The 22,442-nt window shown below is 68.2% G+C and carries 19 protein-coding genes; 7 read left to right on the top strand and 12 right to left on the bottom strand.

Going from position 1 to position 22,442, the window contains the following annotated elements:
* Nucleotides 1–80: 80 nt before the first annotated feature.
* Genes ACIRJT_RS14415 through ACIRJT_RS14405 form a run of 3 tightly spaced genes read right to left on the bottom strand, consistent with a single transcriptional unit; the run spans nucleotide 81 to nucleotide 2,612 of the window.
* Nucleotides 81–1,646: a sodium:solute symporter gene (locus tag ACIRJT_RS14415; protein WP_403908513.1), complete on the bottom strand. Its 1,566-nt coding sequence runs from the start codon at nucleotides 1,644–1,646 to the stop codon at nucleotides 81–83.
* Nucleotides 1,643–1,840: a DUF3311 domain-containing protein gene (locus ACIRJT_RS14410; protein WP_371623645.1), complete on the bottom strand. Its 198-nt coding sequence runs from the start codon at nucleotides 1,838–1,840 to the stop codon at nucleotides 1,643–1,645. Before ACIRJT_RS14410 ends, ACIRJT_RS14415 begins: the two co-directional genes overlap by 4 nt.
* 37 nt (nucleotides 1,841–1,877) lie before the next feature.
* Nucleotides 1,878–2,612, bottom strand: coding sequence for a class E sortase (locus ACIRJT_RS14405; RefSeq protein WP_403908511.1), 735 nt, complete (start codon nucleotides 2,610–2,612; stop codon nucleotides 1,878–1,880).
* Nucleotides 2,613–2,992: 380 nt separating this feature from the next.
* On the opposite strand from ACIRJT_RS14405, the gene ACIRJT_RS14400 reads away from it, so the two are divergent.
* Nucleotides 2,993–4,000, top strand: a complete 1,008-nt coding sequence (locus tag ACIRJT_RS14400; RefSeq protein ID WP_403908509.1) for an SEC-C domain-containing protein — start codon at nucleotides 2,993–2,995, stop codon at nucleotides 3,998–4,000.
* Nucleotides 4,001–4,141: 141 nt separating this feature from the next.
* Nucleotides 4,142–7,279 (top strand): DUF3427 domain-containing protein, encoded by a 3,138-nt coding sequence (locus ACIRJT_RS14395; protein ID WP_403908507.1) that lies wholly within the window; start codon nucleotides 4,142–4,144, stop codon nucleotides 7,277–7,279.
* Nucleotides 7,280–7,399: 120 nt separating this feature from the next.
* On the opposite strand, the gene ACIRJT_RS14390 is transcribed toward ACIRJT_RS14395, so the two are convergent.
* The gene (locus tag ACIRJT_RS14390) at nucleotides 7,400–7,603 is read right to left on the bottom strand and encodes a DUF397 domain-containing protein (protein ID WP_403908944.1); all 204 of its coding nucleotides are present in this window, start codon (nucleotides 7,601–7,603) and stop codon (nucleotides 7,400–7,402) included.
* 13 nt (nucleotides 7,604–7,616) lie between these two features.
* Complete coding sequence (locus ACIRJT_RS14385; protein WP_403908505.1) at nucleotides 7,617–8,480, bottom strand: helix-turn-helix domain-containing protein; 864 nt, start codon at nucleotides 8,478–8,480, stop codon at nucleotides 7,617–7,619.
* 1,064 nt (nucleotides 8,481–9,544) lie between these two features.
* Here ACIRJT_RS14385 and ACIRJT_RS14380 point away from each other — a divergent pair.
* The 3 genes from ACIRJT_RS14380 (at nucleotide 9,545) to ACIRJT_RS14370 (ending at nucleotide 11,268) form a co-directional block, all read left to right on the top strand.
* Nucleotides 9,545–9,787 carry a DUF397 domain-containing protein gene (locus tag ACIRJT_RS14380; protein ID WP_403908504.1) on the top strand — a complete coding sequence of 81 codons (243 nt, stop codon included), beginning with the start codon at nucleotides 9,545–9,547 and terminating at the stop codon, nucleotides 9,785–9,787.
* A 90-nt stretch (nucleotides 9,788–9,877) separates the two neighbouring features.
* Nucleotides 9,878–10,327 carry a hypothetical protein gene (locus ACIRJT_RS14375; protein WP_403908502.1) on the top strand — a complete coding sequence of 150 codons (450 nt, stop codon included), beginning with the start codon at nucleotides 9,878–9,880 and terminating at the stop codon, nucleotides 10,325–10,327.
* 41 nt (nucleotides 10,328–10,368) lie between these two features.
* The gene (locus ACIRJT_RS14370; RefSeq protein WP_403908500.1) at nucleotides 10,369–11,268 is read left to right on the top strand and encodes a JmjC domain-containing protein; all 900 of its coding nucleotides are present in this window, start codon (nucleotides 10,369–10,371) and stop codon (nucleotides 11,266–11,268) included.
* A gap of 86 nt (nucleotides 11,269–11,354) precedes the next feature.
* Here the strand turns inward: ACIRJT_RS14370 and ACIRJT_RS14365 are convergent, their stop codons facing one another.
* The 3 genes from ACIRJT_RS14365 to ACIRJT_RS14355 all read right to left on the bottom strand — a co-directional run bounded on the left by ACIRJT_RS14365 (nucleotide 11,355) and on the right by ACIRJT_RS14355 (nucleotide 14,201).
* Nucleotides 11,355–11,750 (bottom strand): hypothetical protein, encoded by a 396-nt coding sequence (locus tag ACIRJT_RS14365; protein WP_403908498.1) that lies wholly within the window; start codon nucleotides 11,748–11,750, stop codon nucleotides 11,355–11,357.
* Between the two features lie 241 nt (nucleotides 11,751–11,991).
* Nucleotides 11,992–13,797: an alpha/beta hydrolase gene (locus ACIRJT_RS14360; protein WP_403908496.1), complete on the bottom strand. Its 1,806-nt coding sequence runs from the start codon at nucleotides 13,795–13,797 to the stop codon at nucleotides 11,992–11,994.
* An 8-nt stretch (nucleotides 13,798–13,805) separates the two neighbouring features.
* Nucleotides 13,806–14,201, bottom strand: coding sequence for a hypothetical protein (locus tag ACIRJT_RS14355; RefSeq protein WP_403908494.1), 396 nt, complete (start codon nucleotides 14,199–14,201; stop codon nucleotides 13,806–13,808).
* Nucleotides 14,202–14,598: 397 nt separating this feature from the next.
* Between ACIRJT_RS14355 and ACIRJT_RS14350 the strand changes: the two genes are divergently transcribed.
* The gene (locus ACIRJT_RS14350; RefSeq protein WP_403908941.1) at nucleotides 14,599–15,468 is read left to right on the top strand and encodes an endonuclease/exonuclease/phosphatase family protein; all 870 of its coding nucleotides are present in this window, start codon (nucleotides 14,599–14,601) and stop codon (nucleotides 15,466–15,468) included.
* 1,470 nt (nucleotides 15,469–16,938) lie between these two features.
* On the opposite strand, the gene ACIRJT_RS14345 is transcribed toward ACIRJT_RS14350, so the two are convergent.
* On the bottom strand, nucleotides 16,939–17,580 hold the full coding sequence (locus tag ACIRJT_RS14345; RefSeq protein WP_403908492.1) for a nucleotidyltransferase domain-containing protein: 642 nt from the start codon (nucleotides 17,578–17,580) through the stop codon (nucleotides 16,939–16,941).
* A 72-nt stretch (nucleotides 17,581–17,652) separates the two neighbouring features.
* A complete protein-coding gene (locus ACIRJT_RS14340) occupies nucleotides 17,653–18,651 on the bottom strand; it encodes a phosphotransferase (RefSeq protein ID WP_403908490.1) in 999 nt (332 codons plus the stop codon).
* Nucleotides 18,652–18,867: 216 nt separating this feature from the next.
* Here ACIRJT_RS14340 and ACIRJT_RS14335 point away from each other — a divergent pair, with 216 nt between their 5' ends.
* Nucleotides 18,868–19,764: an excalibur calcium-binding domain-containing protein gene (locus tag ACIRJT_RS14335; protein ID WP_403908488.1), complete on the top strand. Its 897-nt coding sequence runs from the start codon at nucleotides 18,868–18,870 to the stop codon at nucleotides 19,762–19,764.
* A 61-nt stretch (nucleotides 19,765–19,825) separates the two neighbouring features.
* Here the strand turns inward: ACIRJT_RS14335 and ACIRJT_RS14330 are convergent, their stop codons facing one another.
* Together ACIRJT_RS14330 and ACIRJT_RS14325 are read right to left on the bottom strand one after the other, a co-directional pair.
* A complete protein-coding gene (locus ACIRJT_RS14330; RefSeq protein WP_403908486.1) occupies nucleotides 19,826–21,199 on the bottom strand; it encodes a benzoate/H(+) symporter BenE family transporter in 1,374 nt (457 codons plus the stop codon).
* A 52-nt stretch (nucleotides 21,200–21,251) separates the two neighbouring features.
* On the bottom strand, nucleotides 21,252–22,394 hold the full coding sequence (locus ACIRJT_RS14325; protein ID WP_403908484.1) for a PLP-dependent aminotransferase family protein: 1,143 nt from the start codon (nucleotides 22,392–22,394) through the stop codon (nucleotides 21,252–21,254).
* Nucleotides 22,395–22,442: the final 48 nt, after the last annotated feature.

Here is a 22,442-nt window from a genome sequence, read left to right as displayed (position 1 = left end):
GTGCACCTCCTGCCCCTTCGTCAGCGCCTCCGCGTGAGGCTCATCGCCGCCGTACGTGCATGCGTACGGCACTCCATTCGTTATACACGATGATCGGATGCGCTTCGGGCGCTCCGGGCGCTCCGGGCGGTGGCGAGGGGCTCGTCCTCCTCCCCCACCGGATCATGGGCCAGCACCTCGGCGTCGGGCCGCGGGTCCGCGTCGCGGGGCCCGGCGAAGGTGACGGCGAGCGCGACGGCCAGATTGGCGGCGAGGGCGACGAGCCCGGCGTTCACGCCCCCCAGCGGATCGTTCCCGCTGAAGACGAGGACGCAGACCACCGCGACGCCCACGATCAGCCCGCTGAACGCGCCCCGGAAGGTGAGCCGCCGCCAGACCAGGGCGAGGAGCACCATCGGGAGCAGCTGCGCCATCCCCTCGTACGAGATGAGGGAGAGGCGTACGAGGGTGTTGGGCGCGGTGTACGTGAGGAGCAGCGCGAGTGCGCCCGCGACGACCACGACGACCTGGGCGGCGGACTTCTGCCGCTCGGCGAGACGCGGCACGAGCGACAGCACGCTGCGCCCCCACATCGTCCCGATGACCAGCATGAACACGGCCATGGGCACGATGGAGGAGAGCCCCGCGGCGACCCCGATGACGCCGACCGCCCAGGCGGGCAGCGAGTCGACGACCAGCTTGAACAGCGCGAGGTTCGACTCCGCTCCGGCCAGCCCCGGCACCACGAACAGGGCGGCGAGGCCGAGCAGCATCGGGACGAAGAGCAGGACGTTGTACGCGGGCAGGTACATGGCGTTGCGGCGCAGCGCGTCGGCGTTCCGGGCCCCGAGGTATCCGGCGACGGTGGTCGGGAAGATGACGACGGTCAGCGAGTTCAGGAAGGTGGTGCTGATGAACCACAGCTCCCCGAGCCCGCTCCCGTCACCGCCCCCGCTCCCGCCGCCCCCGTGTCCCGGCAGGGTCAGCCAGTCGCTCTTCTCGGTGACGAGCCGGTCGAGGAAGGGCCCGTACCCGTCGAAGTAGTGCAGCGGGACGTACAGCGCGAGGAACCCGAGGGTGGCGATGACCAGGACGTCCTTCAGCACGGACACCCAGGCGCTGCCGCGCAGCCCGCTGACCACGACGAAGCCGGTGGTGACGGCGAAGGCGACGAAGTAGGCCCAGTTCAGGCTGACGGCCCCGTAGGAGATGACGGAGAGGACCACCCCCATGCCGGTGATCTGGAGCTGGATGTACGGCAGCAGGAAGACGGTGGCCAGCACCGCGACCACCGCGCCGAGCCAGGGCCGGCCGAAGCGGTGGGCGACCATGTCGGTGATCCCGACGAGGCCGTGCCGGCGGGCGTACCCCCAGAGCATCGGCCCGACGACGTACCCGATCGCGTAACCGCAGGACATGTACGCGACGACGTACAGGACGGGCGACCCGTAGTTGTAGCCCCAGCCGGCGGCCCCCAGATAGCTGAAGCTGGTGTAGCCCTCGCCCGCCATCAGCACCCAGATGAAGACGGGCCCCAGACTCCGCCCGCCCACGGACCACTCGGCGAGCCCGCCGCCTTTGCCGCGCCCGCGCAGGGCGAGGAGGCCGAGGGCGACGGTGGCGACCATGAAGACGGCGAAGACGGAGGTGGCGACGACGGCGTTCACCGGCGGTCCCCTCTCCGCGCGAGCCACACGGCGACGGGGGTGAGGAGGGTCGCCCCGAGAAGCCACACGAAGAGGAAGGGCACGCCGAACACGAGGGGGGTGACCCGGTTCACGAACGGCAGCGCACCGAGGTACAGGACATAAGGGACGAGCAGCCACAGCAACTGGGGGCGTCGTCTGATCACTCCGGGCACCCAGGGACCCTACGCCCCCCGATGCCCGGCGTCTCCGTCACCGCGGGCGCATCGAGGTGAGCTTCCCCCAGACGATGAGCCGGTAGCGGGAGCTGAACTCGGGCGTGCAGGTGGTCAGGGTGAGGTAGTAGCCGGGCGCGCTGTAGCCGACGGAGGTCGTGATGTTGCTGCGCGGCACGGGCGCGATGACCCCGCTGTCCGACGGCGCGGTCCGCGCGAGGCGTCTGCCGACGGTGTACGTGTAGACGGCGTCCCGGGTCTCGACGGTGATCCGGTCCCCGTTCCGCAGCCGGTCGATGCGCCGGAAGGGCTCGCCATGGGTGTTGCGGTGCCCGGCGAGCGCGAAGTTCCCGGCCTGCCCGGCCTGCGCGGTGCGGGCGTAGTGCCCGACGTACCCCCGGTCGAGCACCCCGCCCTTGCTGGTGCCCTCGGCGACGGGTGCGGTGAGCCCGATCCGGGGGATGCGCAGCACGGCGTACGCCTGGTCCCAGCGGGGTGCGGACCCGGTGCGGGCAGGGGCGCCGGACGCCCCCGGTCGTGGAGCCGGCGCGGCCTCGGCCCCACGACCGGGGGCCGAGGGGCGGGGGCTCCCTTCCCGCGCACCGGCGTCGCCGTCGACGCCCTCCGGAGCGAGCGGCTCGTCCCACTCCCGTTGCAGGGTCTGCACGGTGCGCCCGGCCTCGGCGCGGGCCTCGCGGTTGGTCCACCACAGCTGATGGGCGACGAGGAGCAGCAGCACGACGCCGAGGGTCACGACGAACTCGGCCGACACCCACAGCCCCCGGGCGAGGAGACGTGCCGCACCGCCCCCGCCGCTTCGCACGGCCGACCGGCGCCGAACCCCTCGCCCCCGTCCCGGCACGGCTCCCCACTCCCGCGGCATCGACGTCACCTCTCCTCTCCGCCTCGGCGGGCACGGCCCCGTACGGCGGGCACGGTCCCGTACGGGCATGGGCGCACGACGACCCCGCACGGGCATGGGGCGCACCGCGACGCCGTACGGGCATGACGCGCACGGCGACCCCGTACGGGCATGGCGCGCACGGTAGGGGCAAACCTCACAACTCTCCAGACTTCTCCCCCTCCTCATCCCCTCTTCTCATCCCCGCCCTCTCCTCCACGCCGTCGCCGTCCGGCAGTACCGTGTGGTCCATGCGCCCCGACACGCCTGCCGACCACACCACCGAAGCCGAGCGCCTGCTCCGCACCGCGGCGCAGTACCCCGAGGACCACGAACCGCTGATCCTCCAGGCCGCGGCCCACCTGGAACTCGCGGGCGACCGCGCCCGCGCGAGCACGCTCTACGACGACCTGCTCGGGGCCCCCGAGGCCACCGTCGACAACCCGCACCTGATCAAGTCCCTGAAGGCGGCCAACCTCTGGGAGTACGGCCACGAGGCCGAGGCCCGAGCGATCATCGACGGCGTCCGAACCGCGGGCCCGCTGGACGCGGCGCCCTGGCAGGTGGCCGCGGAGACCCTGGAGGCGCACGACGAGCTGGAGTCGGCGCACGACTTCCTCTCGACCGCGCTGACCCTGCTGCTGGCCCCCGGCGAGGAGGTCCCGTACGCCGTCCAGTCCCTGCTGACCGGCCGCCACCGGGTGCGCAGGCTGATGGGCCTGGACCACGACGCCTGGGACGAGCTGGCCGGCGCGCTGCACACGGCCCCGGTCCCCCTGGACGAACTCCACGACCCCAAGCGCCTGTGGGCGCTGGGTTCCTCGGACCCGGTCGAGCTGAAGGCGGAGATCACCCGCCTCCGCGCGGAGCTGGGCACCTACCGCACGGCCCTCTCCCGCCCGTTCCCGGTCGCCGTCCTGCACTGGCCCGAGGACGAACTGCGCGAACTGCTCACCGCGTACCCGGCGTTGACCGAGGAGTACGTGGACCGCGCCACGCACCTGGACCGCCTGGAGGCCGCACTCCGCGACCTCCACGCGGCGGGCACCCCCAACCTGGGCATCGTGACGGGCACGGTCCCCTCGTACGAGGCGTTCGCCGCCTCCGAGGCCACGCCCCCGGCCGCCCCGGGCCTGCTCCCCCAGTACGCCACCACCCTCGCCGCCCGGGGCCGCGCCGTCCCCTGGCCCCCGTCCCGCACCGCTGCCTGCTGGTGCGGCGGCGGGGAGGCCTACGGGCGGTGCCACGGGGTCGGATGACCCCGAACGCCTCCCTCGTCGAGGCCGCCAGCCGCAACTTCGTGGCTGGCGGCCTCGACGGTTTCTGTGGTCATCGCTCCAGCTGGCAGACCCCCTTGATACAACTGCACATGTACGCAGCGAGATAAGGGGAACTCGGCCATGCCCAAAAACATTTCGGACGACGCACCAGTTGCTGGGCTGTACGAATCGCTCATCACGCATCGGCTCGCCGAACGGATGAAGCAACTCGACACCACCGGCTGGCACCCCATCGATGCCGCGGTCGGCCAGGAATCAGCGCCCCATGTACTCGCTCGCCACATCGGCGCCACCGTGCGGCAGGTCTTCCAGAGACTGTCGCCAGCCGAGCAAGTGATTGCTGCCAATCACATCCTGGAATCGCTCAATACGATCGAAGGTGCCAAAGAGTGGGTCGACCTCGTCGTTGAAGGGCCACGACAGCTGCTCGCTGTTGCGGAGCAGGAGGCACCTGGTGTGTATGCCATACGCCCTGCGACGCCACTGTCCGAAACGGCACTGATCACGAACTCCCCCGAGGACCCCAGCCTCGGCTTCGAGCTGCGCGCCGAGCTAGCTACCGCCGACCGAGTCGATCTCCTCTGTGCATTCGTCAAGTGGCACGGCCTCCGAGTCCTGGAAAAGTCCCTAACGTCTGCGCGCGAGCGCGGTATCCCCATCCGTGTACTCACGACGACCTACATCGGCGCCACCGAACGGCGTGCTCTGGACCGCCTAGTACGAGACTTCGGCGCCGAGGTAAAGGTCAACTACGAACTGCGCTCCACCCGCCTACACGCCAAGGCATGGCTCTTCCGGCGCTCCAGCGGTTTCGACACGGCGTACGTCGGCAGCTCCAACCTGTCCAAGGCAGCGCTCCTCGATGGACTCGAATGGAACGTCCGTCTGTCTTCCATCGCAACGCCCTCGGTAATCCGCAAGTTCGAGGCGACCTTCGATGCCTACTGGAGCGAGCCTGCTTTCGAGCCGTACGACCCTGACACGGACGCGCAACGACTCGACGATGCCTTGTCGCATGCCGGCAGCAGCACCCGCCCCGGGGAACGAAGCATCACGCTGTCCGGCCTTGAGGTTCGCCCGTACCCGCACCAGCGGGACATGCTGGAGCGGCTGCAAGTAGAACGCACTGTGCATGACCGTCACCAGAACCTCCTTGTCGCGGCCACTGGGACCGGTAAGACCGTTATGGCAGCCTTGGATTACAAGCACCTGCGCCAGACACTCGGCCGCGATCCTCGTCTACTCTTCGTGGCTCATCGCAAGGAGATCCTTGAACAATCCTTGCGCGTCTATCAGAACGTTCTCGTCGATGCGAACTTCGGCGAGCTCCTCTTCGCTGAAGAGAACCCCGGTCGCTGGACCCATGTGTTTGCCAGCGTCCAGTCACTGACTTCGAAAGCACTAGAGCGATTCACCCCCGATCATTTCGACGTGATCGTGATCGACGAGTTCCATCACGGCACGTCACCTACGTACCGCAAGATCTTGGACCACTTCAGGCCACACGAGCTCCTTGGCCTCACGGCTACTCCCGAGCGCATGGATGGACTGAACATTCAAGATGAGTTCTTCGACGGGCGGATCGCCGCCGAGATGCGGCTCTGGGAAGCCCTGGAGAACGAACTCCTCAGCCCGTTCCACTACTTCGGGATCACGGACAACACGGACATGAGCGCCATCGCATGGAAACGCGGCGCCTATGATTCGACAGCCTTGGGTAATCTCTTCACTGGTAATGAAGCTCGCGCACGCCTCGTCGTGCAGGCGGCGAAGGACAAGGTAACAGACCCAGGTTCCATGAAGGCCCTCGGCTTTTGTGTGTCCGTCGCGCACGCCCACTTCATGGCCGACTTCTTCCGACGTGCAGGACTGAATGCGGTAGCACTCTCCGGCGAAACTCCGCGCCACGAACGTAAAGCCGCTCTCGATGACTTGCGCACCGGGAATCTACAAGTCATTTTTTCCGTGGACCTCTTCAATGAGGGGCTCGACATTCCCGACGTTGACACCTTGCTCCTCCTCCGCCCCACCTCAAGCGCCACGGTGTTCTTGCAGCAACTGGGACGCGGGCTACGGCGCACCGAAGACAAGGCGGTCCTTACCGTCCTGGACTTCATCGGCCAGCATCGCAAGGAGTTCCGCTTCGAGGAACAGTTTCGCGCTCTGACCAACCTGACGCGAAACCGCTTGCTCAGCAATGTCGAGCAGGATTTCCCTCAGCTTCCTTCCGGCTGTCAGATCATCCTTGAGTCAAAGGCCAAGGAGTTGATCATAGACAACATCCGCGCGCAGATCGCGGTCAACGTAACGCAGTTGGCGCGCGAAGTGGCTGCCTACGCAGAGCCTCGGCTTGCGGACTTCCTTCGGGAGAGCGGCCGGGAGCTCAAGGAGCTGTACCGCGGCAATGGAAATTCTTGGACCGGACTGTTGCGCCGGTCCAAGCTCCTCGAACCGACGAGCCCTGAAGGGGAGACGGCTCTCCTGAAACGGGTTTCGGCGTTCCTTCACGTCGACGACCCACTGCGGGTTGCCGCGTACTGCAAGCTTCTGGCCGATGACGCTCCTACCTACGAAAACCTCAGTGAGCAGGAACAGGGATACGCCCGCATGTTCTTCTTCTCCCTCTGGCCACTAGGAGGGGAATTCACGAGCTACCAGGAGGGGTTGGACACGCTCCGCCGTCAGCAAGCGTTCCGAGACGAGCTCCGCCAGGTGCTGACTCACGTCCTGGAGCAAGCTGACCATGTACCGGTCCCTCTTCTCGGTACGCACGCCGGCATCCCGCTGACCGTGCATGCTTCGTACAGCAGGGAAGAGATCCTTCCTGCACTTGGCCAGGCTGCCGTAGACGGGTTCAAGCCCGGTCACTTCCGCGAGGGCGTGAAGTGGTGCGAGAGCATCCAGACCGACGCCCTATTCGTCACCCTGGAAAAGGATGAGAAAGACTTCTCCCCCGAAACCCGGTACAAGGACTACGCCCTCAATGACTCCTTGTTCCACTGGGAGTCACAGAACCAGACCTCGGAGAGCTCTCCTACAGGCCTCCGCTATCAAACACACAGGGAGGAGGACACTCATGTCCTCCTCTTCGTCCGCCGCTATAAGAAGACGGACATCGGTGGGCCTCAGCCCTGGATACTGTTGGGTACCGCTGAGTATATTGAGCACTCGGGTAGCAAGCCCATGGGAATCACGTGGAAGCTCACTCAGCAGATGCCGGCTGACGTATGGACCTACTCAGCGGTCGCGACAGCGTAGACCGGACGCGGAAAATACTCACCGGCTTCATGCATGTTGACAAAGTCTTGAATAGCAAGCAGGCGCCCGCCAGATGTTAGTGCGTCAGCCGCCCAGAGCCGGGCGGCTGACGCACTAAGGTTAGATGCCGCTAGCGCTCTTCACTCCGGCCATAAATGCCCCCCATGCAGCAGACGGGAAAACGAAGGCTCCACGGTCGCGGTCCTTGGAGTCACCCACCGCGACACCTCCGTCCGGTACTGCCTGGAACTCGACACACTGGCCCTGGGTGTCGCCACTGTAGGACGACTTGATCCATGCTTCGGTCGGGAGATCGTGCCGCATCATCGTGAGCCTCTTACTTGTTCTCAAGATCCCGCGCAACGCGTGAGATCACATCCATGGACTGTCGCGAAGATAGAGCGGCTGCACGTAGCTGGTCAAAGGCACTGCGATAGTTCTCTACAGCCCCAGTCTCTTCGAGGTACAGGCCCCCATCAAGATTGTCGAGGCCGACCACGTCCAGCTCCATCGGGTCCGGATACGAGTACACGGTGAACGGACCGTCCATGCCTACGTAGGCTCCCTGGGCGTACGGGATCACCTGCACCGCGATGCCAGGGCGGTCAGACACCTCAACGAGGTTCCGTAGCTGTGCGGCGGTCACGGCAGGGCCTCCTACCTGACGATGAAGCACCGACTCGTCCAGTATGCAGAGGTACTGAGGCGCATCATCTCGGTCAAAAATCGCCTGCCGAGCAAGGCGGAGGTCGACGAGCGTCCGCACTTCCTCGTCGGTCATCCGCTTGCTCCCCGTACCGCGGATGACCGCCTCGGCGTACGCGTCGATCTGAAGCAAGCCCGGAACTACGACACTTTGGTAGGCGTAGATCCGGACGGCGTCTGACTCCAGCGTGAGTCGCTCCTGGAAGTCTGGTTTGAGCTTGTCCGAGTGCTGCGACCACCAGCCCTTCTGCTTGCTCTGCCGCTGAAGGGCAAGCAGCGCCTCCTTCATAGGTAGATCGACCTGGTACATGTCAAGGAGAGTCTTCAGCTCCAGGGGCCGCAGCCCCTGCCTGCCGTTCTCGATACGACTCATCTTCGTCTTGTCGCCGTCGATGGTCTCACCGGCCTGCTGAAGGCTGACGCCGGACTCCTCCCGGAGTCGGCGCAGTTCAGACCCGAGCCTCTTCTTTCGCACCTTCGGTTCCGGATGTGCCACCCGTCATCCCTTCCTTCGCCGCGGACCAGTGTGCCGCATAGGTCTGATCAGCCTTCGTCATATGCCTGTTGAGCTTTCCAACTCTACTGAAATCTCAACGTTGAGCTTTCTCGTGTTGCACACAGTCGTCGTTTGGGTGCAGTCTGTTGAGCGGCAGCAGCAGCCCGCGAGTCTGAACTGAGCAGCCGTAGGGGCTTGGTGACGGGTCACAACCGCTGCGCTGCCACAGCACATGGGTGGCCCGCACGTGGGTCTCGCCACCTTTGCGCGCACATCCAATGCGCTACGCGCCTGGGCACAGGAGATCGTGATGACTCACCCCCCGATCAACAGTCCGCAAGACGTGGCTGCCAACTCGACGACTGGCAGACCACCTCTGGACCTGATCACCGCAGAGCTCGACGTACGCCGAGTCCTTGCGTTCACCTTGGGTACAACCACCCGCTCAGCGCTGGACGAGGCGGCTTCTTCGCTGCGCACGGTGATCATCGCCTTCGTTGACGAAGTCTTCGCCGTGGAAGCGGATATGACCTCCGCCGATCGCAGCTTCCGGCTCGAAGCAGTCCACCTCGTCAGCAACCCGCCACGTCCGGACGCCTTGTCTCACGAGCTCTACGCTCACGTCCGTGCGCAGGCACGCGTACTACGGAAGCTCATTGCCATGAAGCGGCAGCCAAGAGAGCACTCTCCTTGGTCGGCTACGGATCGCCCTCCGCTCCCAGTTCGACCTCGGCCTACTCGCAGGGCAGCTACGACTGAGCGCACTGGGCCATACACGGTGCCTAGCGGACTCACCACGCCCCTTCGGGAGGCTGACACCGATGAGTGAACGCGCCCGGCAAATCGCCTACGTCGTCTGCCTTGCCGCTATCGGCTCGTCGATCGTGGCGGCGGTGTGTTTCGAGCGGTGACGCCGTCGGCGTCGGCGCGAACAGGCCCACCCCATGTAGGGCCGCAGACTCCCGCCCGGCTGTCTCCATGGACGGTCGGCAGCCGGGCGGGGCCACAAGCACGACGGTGCGGAGACCGTATCTCCGCGACATCAGCGCCGAAGGGACTCTCCCATGAACGGAAATCTCTATGCCCTGTCGGCCCCCGCAGCCGACGCCTTCGCCACCTACTGCGGCGGCAACGCCGGCGGCTCCAACGAGACCTGCGTGAGCCTCGCCGCCATCCCCGGCGCTGAGGCCTCCTTCGTCATCCGTGACAGCAAGCCCGAGGGCGCGGGCAAGGAGTTGCGCTTCACCGAGGCCGAGCTCGACGACTTCGCCGCCGGGTGGGTCAGGACGAGGGGCCTGACGCTCTAACCTGGCCCCCTTCCTGAGCAGGAAGCACTACACAGTGGGCCGGACCGGACAGGCTCCGGGCCGGCCCGTCTCCCCTAGCGAAGGGCGCAGATGACCTGGTCAGGGCACTGGCACGGATACGGTCCGTGGACCGGTAGCAGGGACGCGTACGGCCAGGAGGCGCTACGCCGTCCGGGTGGGGAACTGAACTCCGAGCAGACTCGCGCCTTCGTCGCCTCGGCGCTGCCGCCCCTCATGACCGGGCACTGGCTCATGCGGCAGGACCAGACGGCTACGGACCGCACCTGGACCTGTGCGGTGGCCGCCGCCACGTGGCTGAAGAGCACGTACGAGGCGAATCCTCCTGCCGAGAGGGACGACGGCGGCCGTGCCTACGTCACCCTCGAAGACAAGATCGCGCACGCGATGGACTCCCTCCCCCGAGGGGTCGACGTCTGCTGGGTCCACTACACCAAGTCCCAGAGCCTGATCTCCTTCTCGGTGGTGTGCTGCCTCAACCACCACCATCCAGGCCTTGCATGCCCCCTCCCGCCCGCCTGACCTCCGTGCCCCTTCGGTGACGTGAAGCGAGGAAGCCTTCCGTGTCGCTCAACCTCTTACTGACCGAGCCGGGCGTAACAGCGCTCCTGACCTCCTGGCCGGACAAGCCATGCGTGTACGAACGCGAGGCCGGCGAGCTCGACCGTGTGATCAACGCGGAGACCATCGACCATTACCTGGACACCGGGTGCGTGCCCGCCGACGAGATCGCCGTCGTGAGTGACGGTACGGCGCTGCACCCCGACCGCCACCGCACGGCGGGCCGGACCGACCCGGCGAAGCTGCGGAGCCTCTACGAGGACGGCCACACGATCCGGCTCGGCAACCTCCAGCGGGTCGTCCCCTTCCTGGCGGACGTCTCCCGCGGCATTCAGCGGGAGACCGGCTACAGCAACTACCTGCACGCCTTCGTGACACCACCCGGCCGTCAGGGCCTGCTCCACCACTGGGACCAGCAGATGGCCGTCATCGTGCAGATCGCGGGCATCAAGCGCTGGCAGCTCTGGCGCCCGATGTTTCCCTCCCCGATGCGGGAGTACCAGGAATCCTTCCGCGTCCGGGACCCCGACTTCATCCCGCAGTGGGAGGCCGCTGGCCCCGATCTGGAGGTCGATCCGCGGCCGGGTCAGTCCCTGGTCCTGCCGAGAGGGTGGGTGCACCACCCTCATACGCTCGACGCGAAGGCCCGCAGCATCCACCTGACGTTCGCGATCCGGGAACGCACGCCGGTCTGGATCGCGGAGAAGCTCGTCGGCGGCGTGATCGAGAGGGACGCCTTCCGGCGCGTCATCCTTCCCCGCGAGATCACGGGGCGGCTGCTGCCCCAACGTGTGCGGGACGTCCGTCAGGCGCTGGTCGAGCATCTGGCCGGTCTCGATGTGGACGAGTTCGCCCGGTTCCTGGTCCGGGCCGCCGTATCGGAGAAGGAATACACCACGTGATCCGCTGAGCGAGGAGCCGACCGCCCCGGGCGGCGTGATCGGCAGCACGAGCTGCCTCACGCCGCTCCGGTGTCACCGCGGCGTCCTCAGAACCGGTCGACCTTCTCGCCGTCCGGGACCTGGTAGCAGCCGGAGACAACCATCAAGTTCAGGCTTGGCGTCTTGCCCTTCGCGAAATGGGTGATCTTGACACTGTGCTTCTTCTTGTCGTTGTCGGCCGTGAGCTGCATGCTCTTGTTCTTGCTCGTGTTGGGGCCGTACTCGACGACTTTCCAACCGTGCTTGGGGAGTTCTTCCTTGAGCCGGCCCATCACGCCATCAAGCTGGTCGGCCGCTGCCGGGGTGAAGCTCCAAGGGTGGAAGATCTGGAAGTATCTTTCCGGATCCTTGCCGCCGCACTCCGTGACGCCCGCTCCACTGTTGGACGCCTCTCCCTTGATTCCGATCAGGTCGTAGAGCTCACTGGAGACCTTCTTGGTCATTTCAACGGCTTCCCTCGACGTGCTGGTTCCAGCGGAGGGGACGGAGTCGGAGTCGTTGGCATCATCCATGCTGCATCCAGTGAGAGTGGTAAGAGTGATGGATCCGAACAGCGCCAATGCGCCCATTCTTGTCTTCACGTCGAAAAGCCTCGGTGGGTCGGACCGGATCGCAAGCCGGTCATCTCGGTTGGATGGCGGGCAGCCGCACGTTCGGCTGCCTCTTCAGGAATGCCACACATCACTACCGCCCTCTTGAGTACGCCGGGGGAACAGGCTTCAACTCGACTTCATCACCGTGGCCTGCCACAACCATGCCTTGATTCCACAGGCTTTCCGTTCCCTCTTTCCAGTAATCGCTATGTCCTTCTGTGTCCGTGGTCATCTGGTTGGCACCGAAGAGCGGGTCACTGGGAATCACCCAGGCACCGTCCCAGTCTGTTCCGCCGTGCCCGAATCGCCCGATGTCCGGGACCACGTCCCCGTCTGCTTCCTGGTTCCATACGTGTCCTTCGGGAACGTCCAGATGTTCAGCTTTGCTCACTTGGACACCAGGGCTGCCTGCGAGGATCACGTCGTCCACGTTCAGCTCGCCCTGCCGAGCCGCCGAGCCGATCAGCGTCGTACCGTACGAGTGGCCGATTGCCGTGCGGTGCGGGTCCGAATCGGAGGTACGCGAGGCGTCCAAGCCCTCGAGAAAGCGGTTGTATGCGGGAGCGCCGTCATTCGCGTAATGGCTGAAGGGCGAGTCCTTCACGATACTCTGCGGCGCGTCGTAGCCGAGCCAGGTGATCGTGGAAATGGAGTCATTTCCAGGGGCGCCGTCCGCTGCACGCCACACGTTGACCATTCGGTTGATGTCACCATTGATGCTCCCCAGGTTCGACGTCGTACCTGGCACATACACCGCTTGGTGATCAGCTGTGTCCGGGTTGCCGTTAGCAAGAATTGCTCTGCCGTTGCCTTCCGAGCTGAATCCCAGCAGGTACGCCTCCGGCAAGCCTTCCTCGCCCGTCTTGTCGAACCGCGCCTGGATACTCTTCATGCCTTCATTCGACTTGGTGAGCTCCGCGTGCCGCTCACCGTGCTTCTCGTTCCACTTGGTCCAACTGTCGTTCTGGATGACAGCTGGATACTGCCCGTTGGGGTTGGGCGAGTACCTGGCCGGCTCTGGGATCTTGGCGAGTTCCGTCTCCACGTGCCCCCTGGTCTGTGCCAGCACCATGCGGTTGGCCTCGTCACGCGTCACGGCGGGCAGCCCGTCCAGCGCCCCGACCGCAGCAGCGTTCAAGGCCAGGTGCGCCGACTGCTCCTCCGCGCTGAGGCCCTTCCACCAGGCCGCGTTGTCCTTCGGGGTGCCGTCCTTCGGGGGCTCCGGGAGGGAGTCGATGTAGGCCTTGCCCGCCTCGCGGACGCCGCCGGTGTCCGACTGCGCGTCCGCCCAGTCGCGGTGGGAGACCGTCAAGTCGTCGTCGGCCTTCAGTGCGCGCAGCTTCGGCGCCCACTTCGTGTCCGCTTCCGTGGCCTCTTCCAGAGCGTCGGCGATGCGGTTCGCGTAGGCCATCGCCCTGCCGTAGTACGGGTTCGGGTGGATGTTCACCGCCTGGCGCTCCAGCGCGTCGGACGTCGCGCTGCCGCCGGCGCTCCCGGTCACCGTGCCGCCGTCCGCCGTCTTCTCGTCGCCGGGCTTGCTGCCCGCCGGGAAGGAGATGGAGCCGTTCGCGTTCACCGTGCAGCCGCCGGCCCGCGCGTCCTCCATGGCCGCTTCCAGCTTGCGCTTGGCCACCGCGATGTCGAAGGCGAAGCCGTTCAGCGCGGTGCTCACCAGGCCGCACTCGGTCTGCGTGTAGTGGAAGTTCTTCGAGAGGCTCTTCAGTTCCTCGACTGCCGCCTTCGCCGCTTCGCCCTCCAGCTGGTTGCGGAGTTCCACACTGATCCGGTTGTCGAGCGCGTCCTTGGCCTCGGAGGCCATGTCCCCGGTCGTCCGATATCCGTCCGCGGCCTCTTCGTACTCCGACGGCTTGAAGGCCTTGAGCGTCGCAAGGTCCATGACCGGGCTCACTTCTCCCTCGCCTGGCCACCGACGGGCTCGGTGTCCCCGTATTTCACCTTGAGCTTCTCCAGCTCCGCCTTGGCCTCCTCTTCGGACTTCGACAGATCGTGGCCCGCTCCCCGCAGAAGTCCGCCCAATGCTTCACAGCGGCCGCTCACATCGCTCACGTACTTCTTCCACGAGGCGTAGAGCTCCTTCTGTGCCGCCGCGCTCTGCGACCCGCTGGTGTCCCCCAGCCCCGTCTGACCGTCGGCCAGCTTCGTCAGCGCCTTGCCGACGCCCTCCTTGAGGCCGGTGACTCCCTCACCGGCCTTGACCCACGTCTTCCTGTTCGACTTCAGATCCCCCGAAGTCGAACCGCCCGTGGGACCGCCCTCCGCCGGGGCCTGGTTCAGCTGCATCTGCGCCGACCCATTCACCGCGACGTCAGCTTTGATTTGTTCCCATTCGTCCCACGCCACCGTAGAAATGCTCCCCGTTTTCCCCGATATCCCCGTTCCCCGCGGCCCCGTTCCCGGACGCCTCGGGTTGAGCCGACATGATCTCCGGCTGCCGTGGGCCAAATCAAATGCGGCCCTCATCTCCGGCTCCTCAGCTCCCTCTTCCAGATCGTGAGGGGCGGCAGGAACCCTGTCCGCCTGGTCACTCGTCCTGTAAGCGGGACCGAGCGGATGGGAAGACATGGTGGAGCAGGCAGACCCCGGTGTGGCGTCGGTGGCGGGGCGGGAGGTCCCCGGCGCGGGCGGCGGACGGCGGGGGCGGGTCCTCGCTGGGCTTGCCGTGGTGCTGGCCGGGGTGATGGCGTTTCACCGGGGGGTGCCCAACACTGTCGGGCGGGTCGGGAGTCTGCTGGAGTCCTTTCTGCCGTGGGCCGGCGTGATCGTCGTCCTGTTGCTGGTGCTCGCTCTGGTGCGGCGGTCCGCCGTCGCCCTGGTGGCGGTGCTGCTCCCCGTGGGGGTCTGGGTGCATCTCTTCGGTGGGTTGCTCCTGCCCGGTGCGGAGGGCGAGGGGCGCGAGCTCGTCGTCGTCCAGCACAACGTCAGTGATGAGAACCCTGATCCCGCGGGGACCGCCCGGGCGCTGATCGAGGCCGGGGCCGATCTCGTCGCGCTGGAGGAGCTGGTGGTCCCGCACCTGTCCGTGTACGAGAAGGCTCTCGCCGCGGACTATCCGCATCATGTCGTCCGGGGCACCGTCGGGCTCTGGTCCAAGTACCCGCTCAGCGGGGAGCGGGTCGTCGACATCAGGCCGCCGAGCATCGCGGAAGGGTGGAGTCGTGGTGTGCGTGCCGTCGTCGATTCGCCGTACGGGGACGTCGCCGCGTACGTCGCCCATCTGCCCTCCGTCCGGGTCGGGGCGGGTGGGCTCGCGTCCGACCGGAGGGACGAGAGTGCCGAGCTGCTCGGGCGCGCCGTCGCCGCCGAAAGCGTCGATGCGGTGATCCTGCTCGGGGATCTCAACGGGGCCGTGGAGGACCGGGGATTGGAGCCTCTCACCTCACGCCTGAACGTGGCCGAGCGCGGCTTCGCCTTCAGCTTCCCCGCCTCCCTCCCGCTGGCCCGGATCGATCAGGTCATGGCCCGCTCCGCCACCGTCGGCCACATCCGCACCCTGCCCGCCACCGGCAGCGACCATCTGCCCGTCGCCGCCCGCGTCGTCCTGGGGTGAGTGCGCGGCTCGGAGCGCGTCGGCCCTCCGTACCGCCTCGACGCGTTGCCTCCAGGTCATGTCCTCGGGGAAGTCGTACGTGTCCGTGTCGACCATCCAGCTCGCGTACGCCTCCGCCCTGCGGCAGTCCGCGCACAGCGTCTCGTCGCCCAGCGGGCGGAAGACGTGTTCCTCCCCCGCGCCCGCGCAGGCGATCAGGTCCCTGGCGGGCGGTGGGGGCGGCGGCGCCGGCAGCGGGGTCACCGGGCACTTCTGGATCAGGCGGTGGCGCAGGAATCCCACCGCCGAGCGCACCCCGTTCTCGGGCGGGTCGGCCAGGAGCGCCTGCCGCACGTCCCCTTCCGGCAAGCCGCCCTCCAACCACTTGACCGCCTCCACCGCCAGCCCGCGCGCCTCCCGCACCCCCAGCAACAAGTCACGGCGTGTGTGGCGCAGTGACAGCAGCAGCCTCTCCGCCTTGGCCAGTTGGGAGGCGGGGTGAGGTGCCGGGGCGGAGTGAGGAGTCGGGGCGCGGTGGGGAGGTGGTGGGGCTGCTTCGGCCGCGTCGGGGTGGAGATCCGGGAGATCCGGTGTCGGCTCCCTCAGCAGTTCCGGTTCCGGTTCCGGTTGCGGTTCTGGTTGCGGTTCTGGTTCCGATTCCGGTTCCGGTTGCGGTTGCGGTTCCAGCTCCGGTTGCGGTTCTGCCGCCTGCCTCGTTTGCCGTTCCGCTTCGGAGGGTGGGCGGGGAGTGGTCTCATCACTGTGGTCTTCCTCCGGTTCATAGCCACCGGCCGTCCGGGACGTCGGCCCGCCGACCGCCGGATGCCGCGTACCCGGCAGCGGCGGCGGAGCCGCAGCCGCCACTCCCGGCGGGCGCCCGGCGTCCGGCTCCAGCGTCGCCCGTACGATCCTCGCCTCGGCACTCGTCAGCGGCGTGTTCGTGAACAGCTGGTCCGTCGCCCAGCGTCCGCCGTCGCTCTGGGTCCGCCACTCGTGGACGTAACCGTGCTCCACCAGTTGCTTCTTGGCCAGTTGGTACGGGCGGCCCTTCATCTCCAGCTTCCGTGCCAGTTCGCCGAGCGGGCGGTTCGTGGCGGAGTCGGGGAGGCCCTGGACGTACAGGAGGAGGACCTTCGCATCGCTGTTCATCCGCCGGTCGCGTACGACCGTGTGCGGGGCTTTGGTCCAGCCCGAAGAGGGCGCGATAACATGACGCAGCATTTCTAGTGGGCTCCTGCCACTGGGGGTGTTAGGCCCTCGGGTGGGTGTTGTCGCACCTCCGGGGGCCGCCCTGTGCCCGCCTACGTGCGCGCACAGAGCGTGATGTCGTCGTCACGGTACCGCACGGTTTCGCCCTGTTCCGCCGTCCGGGAAGAGTGCGCCCCCGCTCACCACCCCTCTCACAACCTGACTACCACCGCGCGCCGTTGAACCGCCCGCCGTTGAACCGTCCGACGCTGCAATGTCCGACGTTGAACTGTCCGGCCCCTGCTACAGGTCCGTGAGCCAGGCATGCCCCGGGTGCACCCGGGCCAGCAGCTCCGCCAGGGTCGTGCGCTGGGTTCGGGTCAGATGCGGGACGGTCGCGTCGAAGTCCCTCTGATCCTTCGGGCGGACGTGCTTGGCCTTGAACAGGAGCACCAGTTCGGGCGCCAGATACGGGATGCCGTCCTGGGTGTGGTGGATGATCTCGCTGTAGGGCAGCCGGATCCTCTCGTCGCGCCGGCAGATCCAGGTGTCGCCGTCGTGCGGTTCCCGGAACACGTCGAGCAGGTAGTTGCCGGTCGCGGGATCACGGAGCCAGGTCTGGTGCACAGCGGCCAGCGTCTCCGGCCGGGCGTCCTCCCAGATCCGGCCGCTGCCCGCCGCATCGAAGACGTAGCCGGGGAAGCGGCGGCGGACCTCGGGAAAGCCTGCCTCCGGAATCGCGATCTCGATGTCCCCGTGAACGCGTGTCCGTCCGCCCCGGAACAGGTCCAGCGCCCAGCCCGCGGCCACACACCAGGGCACGCGGACCCCGGTCAGCCGCTGCGCGACCTCGACCGGAGTCCAACTGGACGACCACCTCGCGTCGAGGGCCTCGATCTCGTCGGGTGACAGTTCGGTGCCGCCGCTCGGCAGTCGCTCGCTCATCGCAGGAAGCTATCAGCGCACGCCGGCGCCTTTGCCTCTGGCCGACGGACGGAAAGTGGGCCGACTGGCCGACTAGCCTCGACCGTCCGCCAGTGCGGCCACCGCGTCGACCAGGCCCTCCCACGCCTGACGCGTGTCGGCCGTGTCCGGGTGCCGCGTGCCGAAGACGTCGAGCGCGGCCGCCATGTCGTCCAGTGTCCAGCGGAGTTCGTAGTACGCCAGCAACGTCGGGTCCGGGCGGTGGCCGGTGAGTTCGGCGTAGTGGGACAGGTCCTCCGGGGCGTCGGTGGCGAGCCAGAGGTCGCGCTCCGGCGGTGCGAGGGCGACGGTGTCCCAGTCGACCAGGAGGGTGCGGCCTCCGGGGTCCAGGACGTTACCGGGGTGGGGTTCGCCGTGGGTGACCACGGTGGCGGCGGTCGACGCGTCGGACGTGAGCCGCGCCGTACCGCTGTCGTAGTGCTCCAAGATCGCCCGCAGCGCCGTGCAGTTGTCGGTCAGCAGGGCTCGGCACGTTTGCGCGTACGGTCCCGACCCCGCGCGGAAGCGCCGCGGATCGGTCAGGGACTCTTCGATCACCGAGCGCCCCGGCACTTCCGGTTGATGGACCGGTGTCGTCAACGGGGCCTTCGCACGGTGGAGTTGAGCGAGTCGCTCCACCAGCATCCGGCGCGCCCCGGGGGCGAGCACCTGGCCGAAGTGGCCCGTGGGCGCGTCCACGTACGGGAAGACGCTCACGGCGTACCGGTCGGTCAGGCGGAGCAGCGTCTCGCCACCGCCGGTACGCAGGGGTGCCACCAACGCCGGTTCACCGAGGGCCGGTTCGAGCGTCGCGGCCGTGTCCATGGCACGGCTCAGCCCCGTCCAGGCACTGGCCTCGTCCGGTCCGCAGTGCGGCTTGTGCGCGAGGTCGGCGACCGTGACGAAGGTCCGTCGGCCTTCCGCGTCGGCCACGGTCCAGTGGTGGTCGCCGAAGCCGACCGGGGCGTGGGTGAGCGTGACGGGCACGATCCCCCAGGCTCCGAGGGCGGCGGCCAGGACGGTTTCGTCGATATCGGTCGGGCGGTCCTTCATACGGGACACCGTAGTGGCCTTCCATGAAGGATCGGGGTGGCCGGCTCCGCCCGCTCCAGGGTTGTGACTCCTCCACCCCTTCCGGTCGCCCCTCCACGCTTTGTACACGCTTTCATCACAATTCCGCTTCGCTTCCGACATGCCCCTGATGTAAGTCCGGGCACGCTGCGAACATCGGCTGCTCCACAGCACAGAGTTCGGCGTTGGGGGCAACACATGCAGACGAGGAAGCAGTCACAGCGGCCCAGGCGCGGGTTCCTCCGCATACGGATATCGGCCGGGGCAGGCGTGCTCGCGCTGGTCCTGGCGGGTTGCGGGGGCGACGACGGCAGCACGGACGACCAGGGTGGGAAGGTCGCCGCATCGGTCGGTCCGTCGGCCTCCGTGGAACGGGCGCTGGCGCTCATGGACGACGAGCAGAGCGCGGACGCGGGCAACAGCCTGGACGTGGACGTCCTCGACAACGACTCCCTCACCCTGGAGAACGGGGACCGGGCAGCACTGCTCGACACCTACGACCCCGCCGAACTGACCCTGAGCATCGACACCGAGCCCGGCCATGGTTCCGCGTCGGTGTCCGGGACCACGGTCACGTACACCGCCCGGGACGGGTACGCCGGCGAGGACGAGCTCACGTACAAGGTCCTCGTGAAGGGCACCGAGGTACCCGCCGCCAGCGCCGTCGTCCGCATCACCGTCACCGCGGCCACCACGGAACCGACTCCGACTTCCGCCTCGAACGCCTCGGACTCCGACCCGAGGACGACGGACCCGGCACCCGCGTACTACGAGAACTGCGACGCCGCCCACGACGCCGGGGCCGCTCCGGTCGAGGAGGGCGATCCCGGCTACGCGCCCCATCTGGACCGCGACGGCGACGGCGTGGGCTGCGAGCCGTGGGGCGAGTCCGCCTCGTCCTCCGGCGAGGGCGAGGGCGAAAGCGGAGGCGGAGGCGGAGCCGGAGCCGGTACGCGTGGTGGGGGCGGTGGCGGCAGCACCTCGTACGCGAACTGCACCGCCGTAAGGAACGCGGGCGCCGCGCCCATCCGGACCGGGGACCCGGGCTACGGGCGGCACTTGGACCGTGACGGGGACGGCGTCGGCTGCGAGTGACCGCCGCACCGCCTCCGGGCCGCGGGGCGCGCCTGCCCTGAAGGTCGCGCCGCCCGGTCGTTCACACCGCCTCGTCCTGGACATCGCGCCGCCTCCTGGCGGTCAGCGCCAGGTGCGTCACCAGGCCCAGGACGAGGCCCCAGCAAGCGGACCCGATACCGCCCAGGGTGACGCCCGAGGCCGTGGTGAGGAAGGTGACCACCGCCGCGTCCCGGCCCCGCTCGTCCGCCACCGCCTGGGCGAGGCTCGTGGAGAACGTGGCGAGCAGGGCGATGCCCGCGATGACGGCGATGAGTTCGGGCGGCAGCGCGGCGAACAGCCCGACGAGGGCCGCTCCGCAGACGCCCGCCAGCAGATAGAAGACGCCGCACGCCAGACCGGCCACATAACGGCGTCGCGGGTCGCGGTGGGCCTCTTCGCCCGTGCTGATCGCGGCCGTGATCGCCGCCAGGTTCACGGCGTGACCGCCCAGCGGCGCGAGCGCCGTCGAGGCGAGCCCGGTGGCGGTGATGAGCAGCCGGTCGTTCGGACGGTAGCCACAGGCCGCCAGCACCGCGAGCCCGGGCGCGTTCTGCGAGGCCATCGTCACCACGGCCAGCGGGACGGCCAGGCCCACCACCGCCGATCCGGTGAGCTCCGGGGCCGTGAACACGGGAAGGGTCAGCCCGATGTCGACGGACGAGGCGTGGATGCCCGGGGCGACGGCGGTGGCGAGCACGGCCGCGAGCAGGGCCCAGGCCACCGCGTATCTCGGCGACCGCTGCTTGACGGCCAGGTAGACGGCCAGGGAGGCCAGCACCGGGAGCGGCGCACCGTCCAGTGCCGAGAACAGGTCGACGCCGAAGGAGAACAGCACGCCCGCCAGCATGGCCGCCACGATTCCGGGCGGTACGCGGCGCATGACCCGCCCGAAGACGCCCGTCAGGCCGACCAGCGCCATGAGGAGACCGCTGACCAGGAAGGCTCCGATGGCCTGCGGGTACGCGTAGTCCCCGAGGCTGCCGACGAGGACCGCGGCGCCCGGCGTCGAGAACGCGGTGATCACCGGCATCCGGGTCCACCAGCTGAGAACGGCACACGTCACGCCGCTGCCCACGCACGCCGCCCACACCCAGGACGCGGTCTGCTCGTCGGTCAGGTGGCCGGCGGACGCCGCCGCGAGAACCACGAGGAGGGGGCCGGAGCACGAGACCACGACGGTGATCAGGCCCGCGAGGACGGCGGAGAGCGAGGCGTCCGCCAGGAGACCGCGCCGCCCGGACACCACCTGGGCGCGCTCGCCCCCGGCCCCCGCGTTCCCGGCCCCCGCGTCCCCGGGCACCGCATCCGGGGCGTCCGCGGCCCGGGTCCCCTCACCGGTTCCGGTCCGGGTGCCCGTATCCGGCCCGGGCGCCTCGTCCGTGTCGTCCTCGGCGCCCTGTTCGGCCGTGGCCATCGTGTCCCTCTCCCCGTCTCGTCTCCCCGCGGCTCCGCCGTCCTCGCCGCTCCTACTCCGCCCGCTGCGCCACCGTGGCGAGCCGTGCGACGCCCTCGGCGAACTCCTCGCCGCCCAGGGCCTGGAACGGCAGCCGCAGGAACACCGTTCCGGACGGCGGCGCCGCGTCCGCGGGATAGAACGCCGAGCCGCGAGTGAGGGCGATGCCCTCGGCCGCCGCCGCCGCGAGGAACTTCTCCTCCGCGGACCGTACCGGCAGATGCACGCTGATGTAGTAGCCGCCCTCGGGCACACACAGCGCGACGTCGCCGAGCGACTTCCGCACCGCCTCGACCGCCGCGTCGTGCCGCGGCCGCAGCAGGTCGCGGACCTCGTCGATGTTCCGCCGGACCAGGCCGCTCGCGAAGGCGCGCGCCGCGACCGCCTGGAGCAGCGGGGCCGGCGAGAGGTAGGTGCTCTCCGCGAGTGCCGCCAGGGCCCTCGGCGTACCGGGCGCGCCGATGACGTAACCGACGCGCAGTCCCGGGCTGAGGACCTTGCTCAGCGAGCCGATGGTCAGCACCCGGGCGCCCTCGACGGAGTCCGCGAGCTCACCGAGGAGCGTGGGGGCCGTGCCGGCGAAGCGGAGTTCCCGGTACGGGATGTCCTCCAGGATCGTGAAGCCGAACTCCGCCGAGAGCCGCACCAGTTCGCGCCGCTTGTCCTCGCTCGTCGTCACCCCGGCGGGGTTCTGGAAGTCCGGGATCACATAGACGAACGCGGGCACCTCCGTACGAAGGCGTTCGCGCAGAACGTCCAGGTCGAGACCGTCGTGCCGCAGCGGTATCCCGGACACCTGCCCCCCGTGCCGCTCGAAGATCTGGACGGCGCGGTCGTACGTCGGCGCCTCCGCGAGGACCTTCTTGCCGGGTGCGTCCTTGAGGAGATGGGCGGCGAGCAGGTCGAGGGCCTGGAGCGAGCCGTTGGTGACGAAGATCCGGTCGGGGTCGACGGAGTGGAACAGGCCGAGCTGGTCGCGCAGTTCGCGGTCGCCGGTGTGGTGGCCGATGGGCGCGTACTGGAAGACCCGGTCCGGTTCGGAGGCGAGGATCGAACCGGTCAGCTCGGCGATGCCGGCGGACGGGATCGCTTCGAGCGGAGGGATGCCACGCGAGAAGTGGACGGTCGCGGAAGTCGCTGAGGTAGCAGCGGTCACTGAGAAGGCTCCTTGCCAAGTGCCGTATATGGAGGAAGTGTTCGAGGG

This window comes from Streptomyces sp. NPDC102283 (assembly GCF_044766265.1).
Lineage (GTDB): Bacteria > Actinomycetota > Actinomycetes > Streptomycetales > Streptomycetaceae > Streptomyces.
This window is presented reverse-complemented; position numbering and strand designations above follow the sequence as displayed.

Bases quoted from the DNA above. Each gene is read 5' to 3' on its own strand.
- ACIRJT_RS14400 (WP_403908509.1), top strand. From the start codon at position 2,993: ATGCGCCCCGACACGCCTGCCGACCACACCACCGAAGCCGAGCGCCTG.
- ACIRJT_RS14395 (WP_403908507.1), top strand. From the start codon at position 4,142: ATGCCCAAAAACATTTCGGACGACGCACCAGTTGCTGGGCTGTACGAA.
- ACIRJT_RS14390 (WP_403908944.1), bottom strand. From the start codon at position 7,603: ATGCGGCACGATCTCCCGACCGAAGCATGGATCAAGTCGTCCTACAGT.
- ACIRJT_RS14380 (WP_403908504.1), top strand. From the start codon at position 9,545: ATGAACGGAAATCTCTATGCCCTGTCGGCCCCCGCAGCCGACGCCTTC.
- ACIRJT_RS14375 (WP_403908502.1), top strand. From the start codon at position 9,878: ATGACCTGGTCAGGGCACTGGCACGGATACGGTCCGTGGACCGGTAGC.
- ACIRJT_RS14365 (WP_403908498.1), bottom strand. From the start codon at position 11,750: ATGACCAAGAAGGTCTCCAGTGAGCTCTACGACCTGATCGGAATCAAG.
- ACIRJT_RS14360 (WP_403908496.1), bottom strand. From the start codon at position 13,797: ATGGACCTTGCGACGCTCAAGGCCTTCAAGCCGTCGGAGTACGAAGAG.
- ACIRJT_RS14355 (WP_403908494.1), bottom strand. From the start codon at position 14,201: ATGCAGCTGAACCAGGCCCCGGCGGAGGGCGGTCCCACGGGCGGTTCG.
- ACIRJT_RS14350 (WP_403908941.1), top strand. From the start codon at position 14,599: ATGGCGTTTCACCGGGGGGTGCCCAACACTGTCGGGCGGGTCGGGAGT.
- ACIRJT_RS14345 (WP_403908492.1), bottom strand. From the start codon at position 17,580: ATGAGCGAGCGACTGCCGAGCGGCGGCACCGAACTGTCACCCGACGAG.
- ACIRJT_RS14340 (WP_403908490.1), bottom strand. From the start codon at position 18,651: ATGAAGGACCGCCCGACCGATATCGACGAAACCGTCCTGGCCGCCGCC.
- ACIRJT_RS14335 (WP_403908488.1), top strand. From the start codon at position 18,868: ATGCAGACGAGGAAGCAGTCACAGCGGCCCAGGCGCGGGTTCCTCCGC.
- ACIRJT_RS14330 (WP_403908486.1), bottom strand. From the start codon at position 21,199: ATGGCCACGGCCGAACAGGGCGCCGAGGACGACACGGACGAGGCGCCC.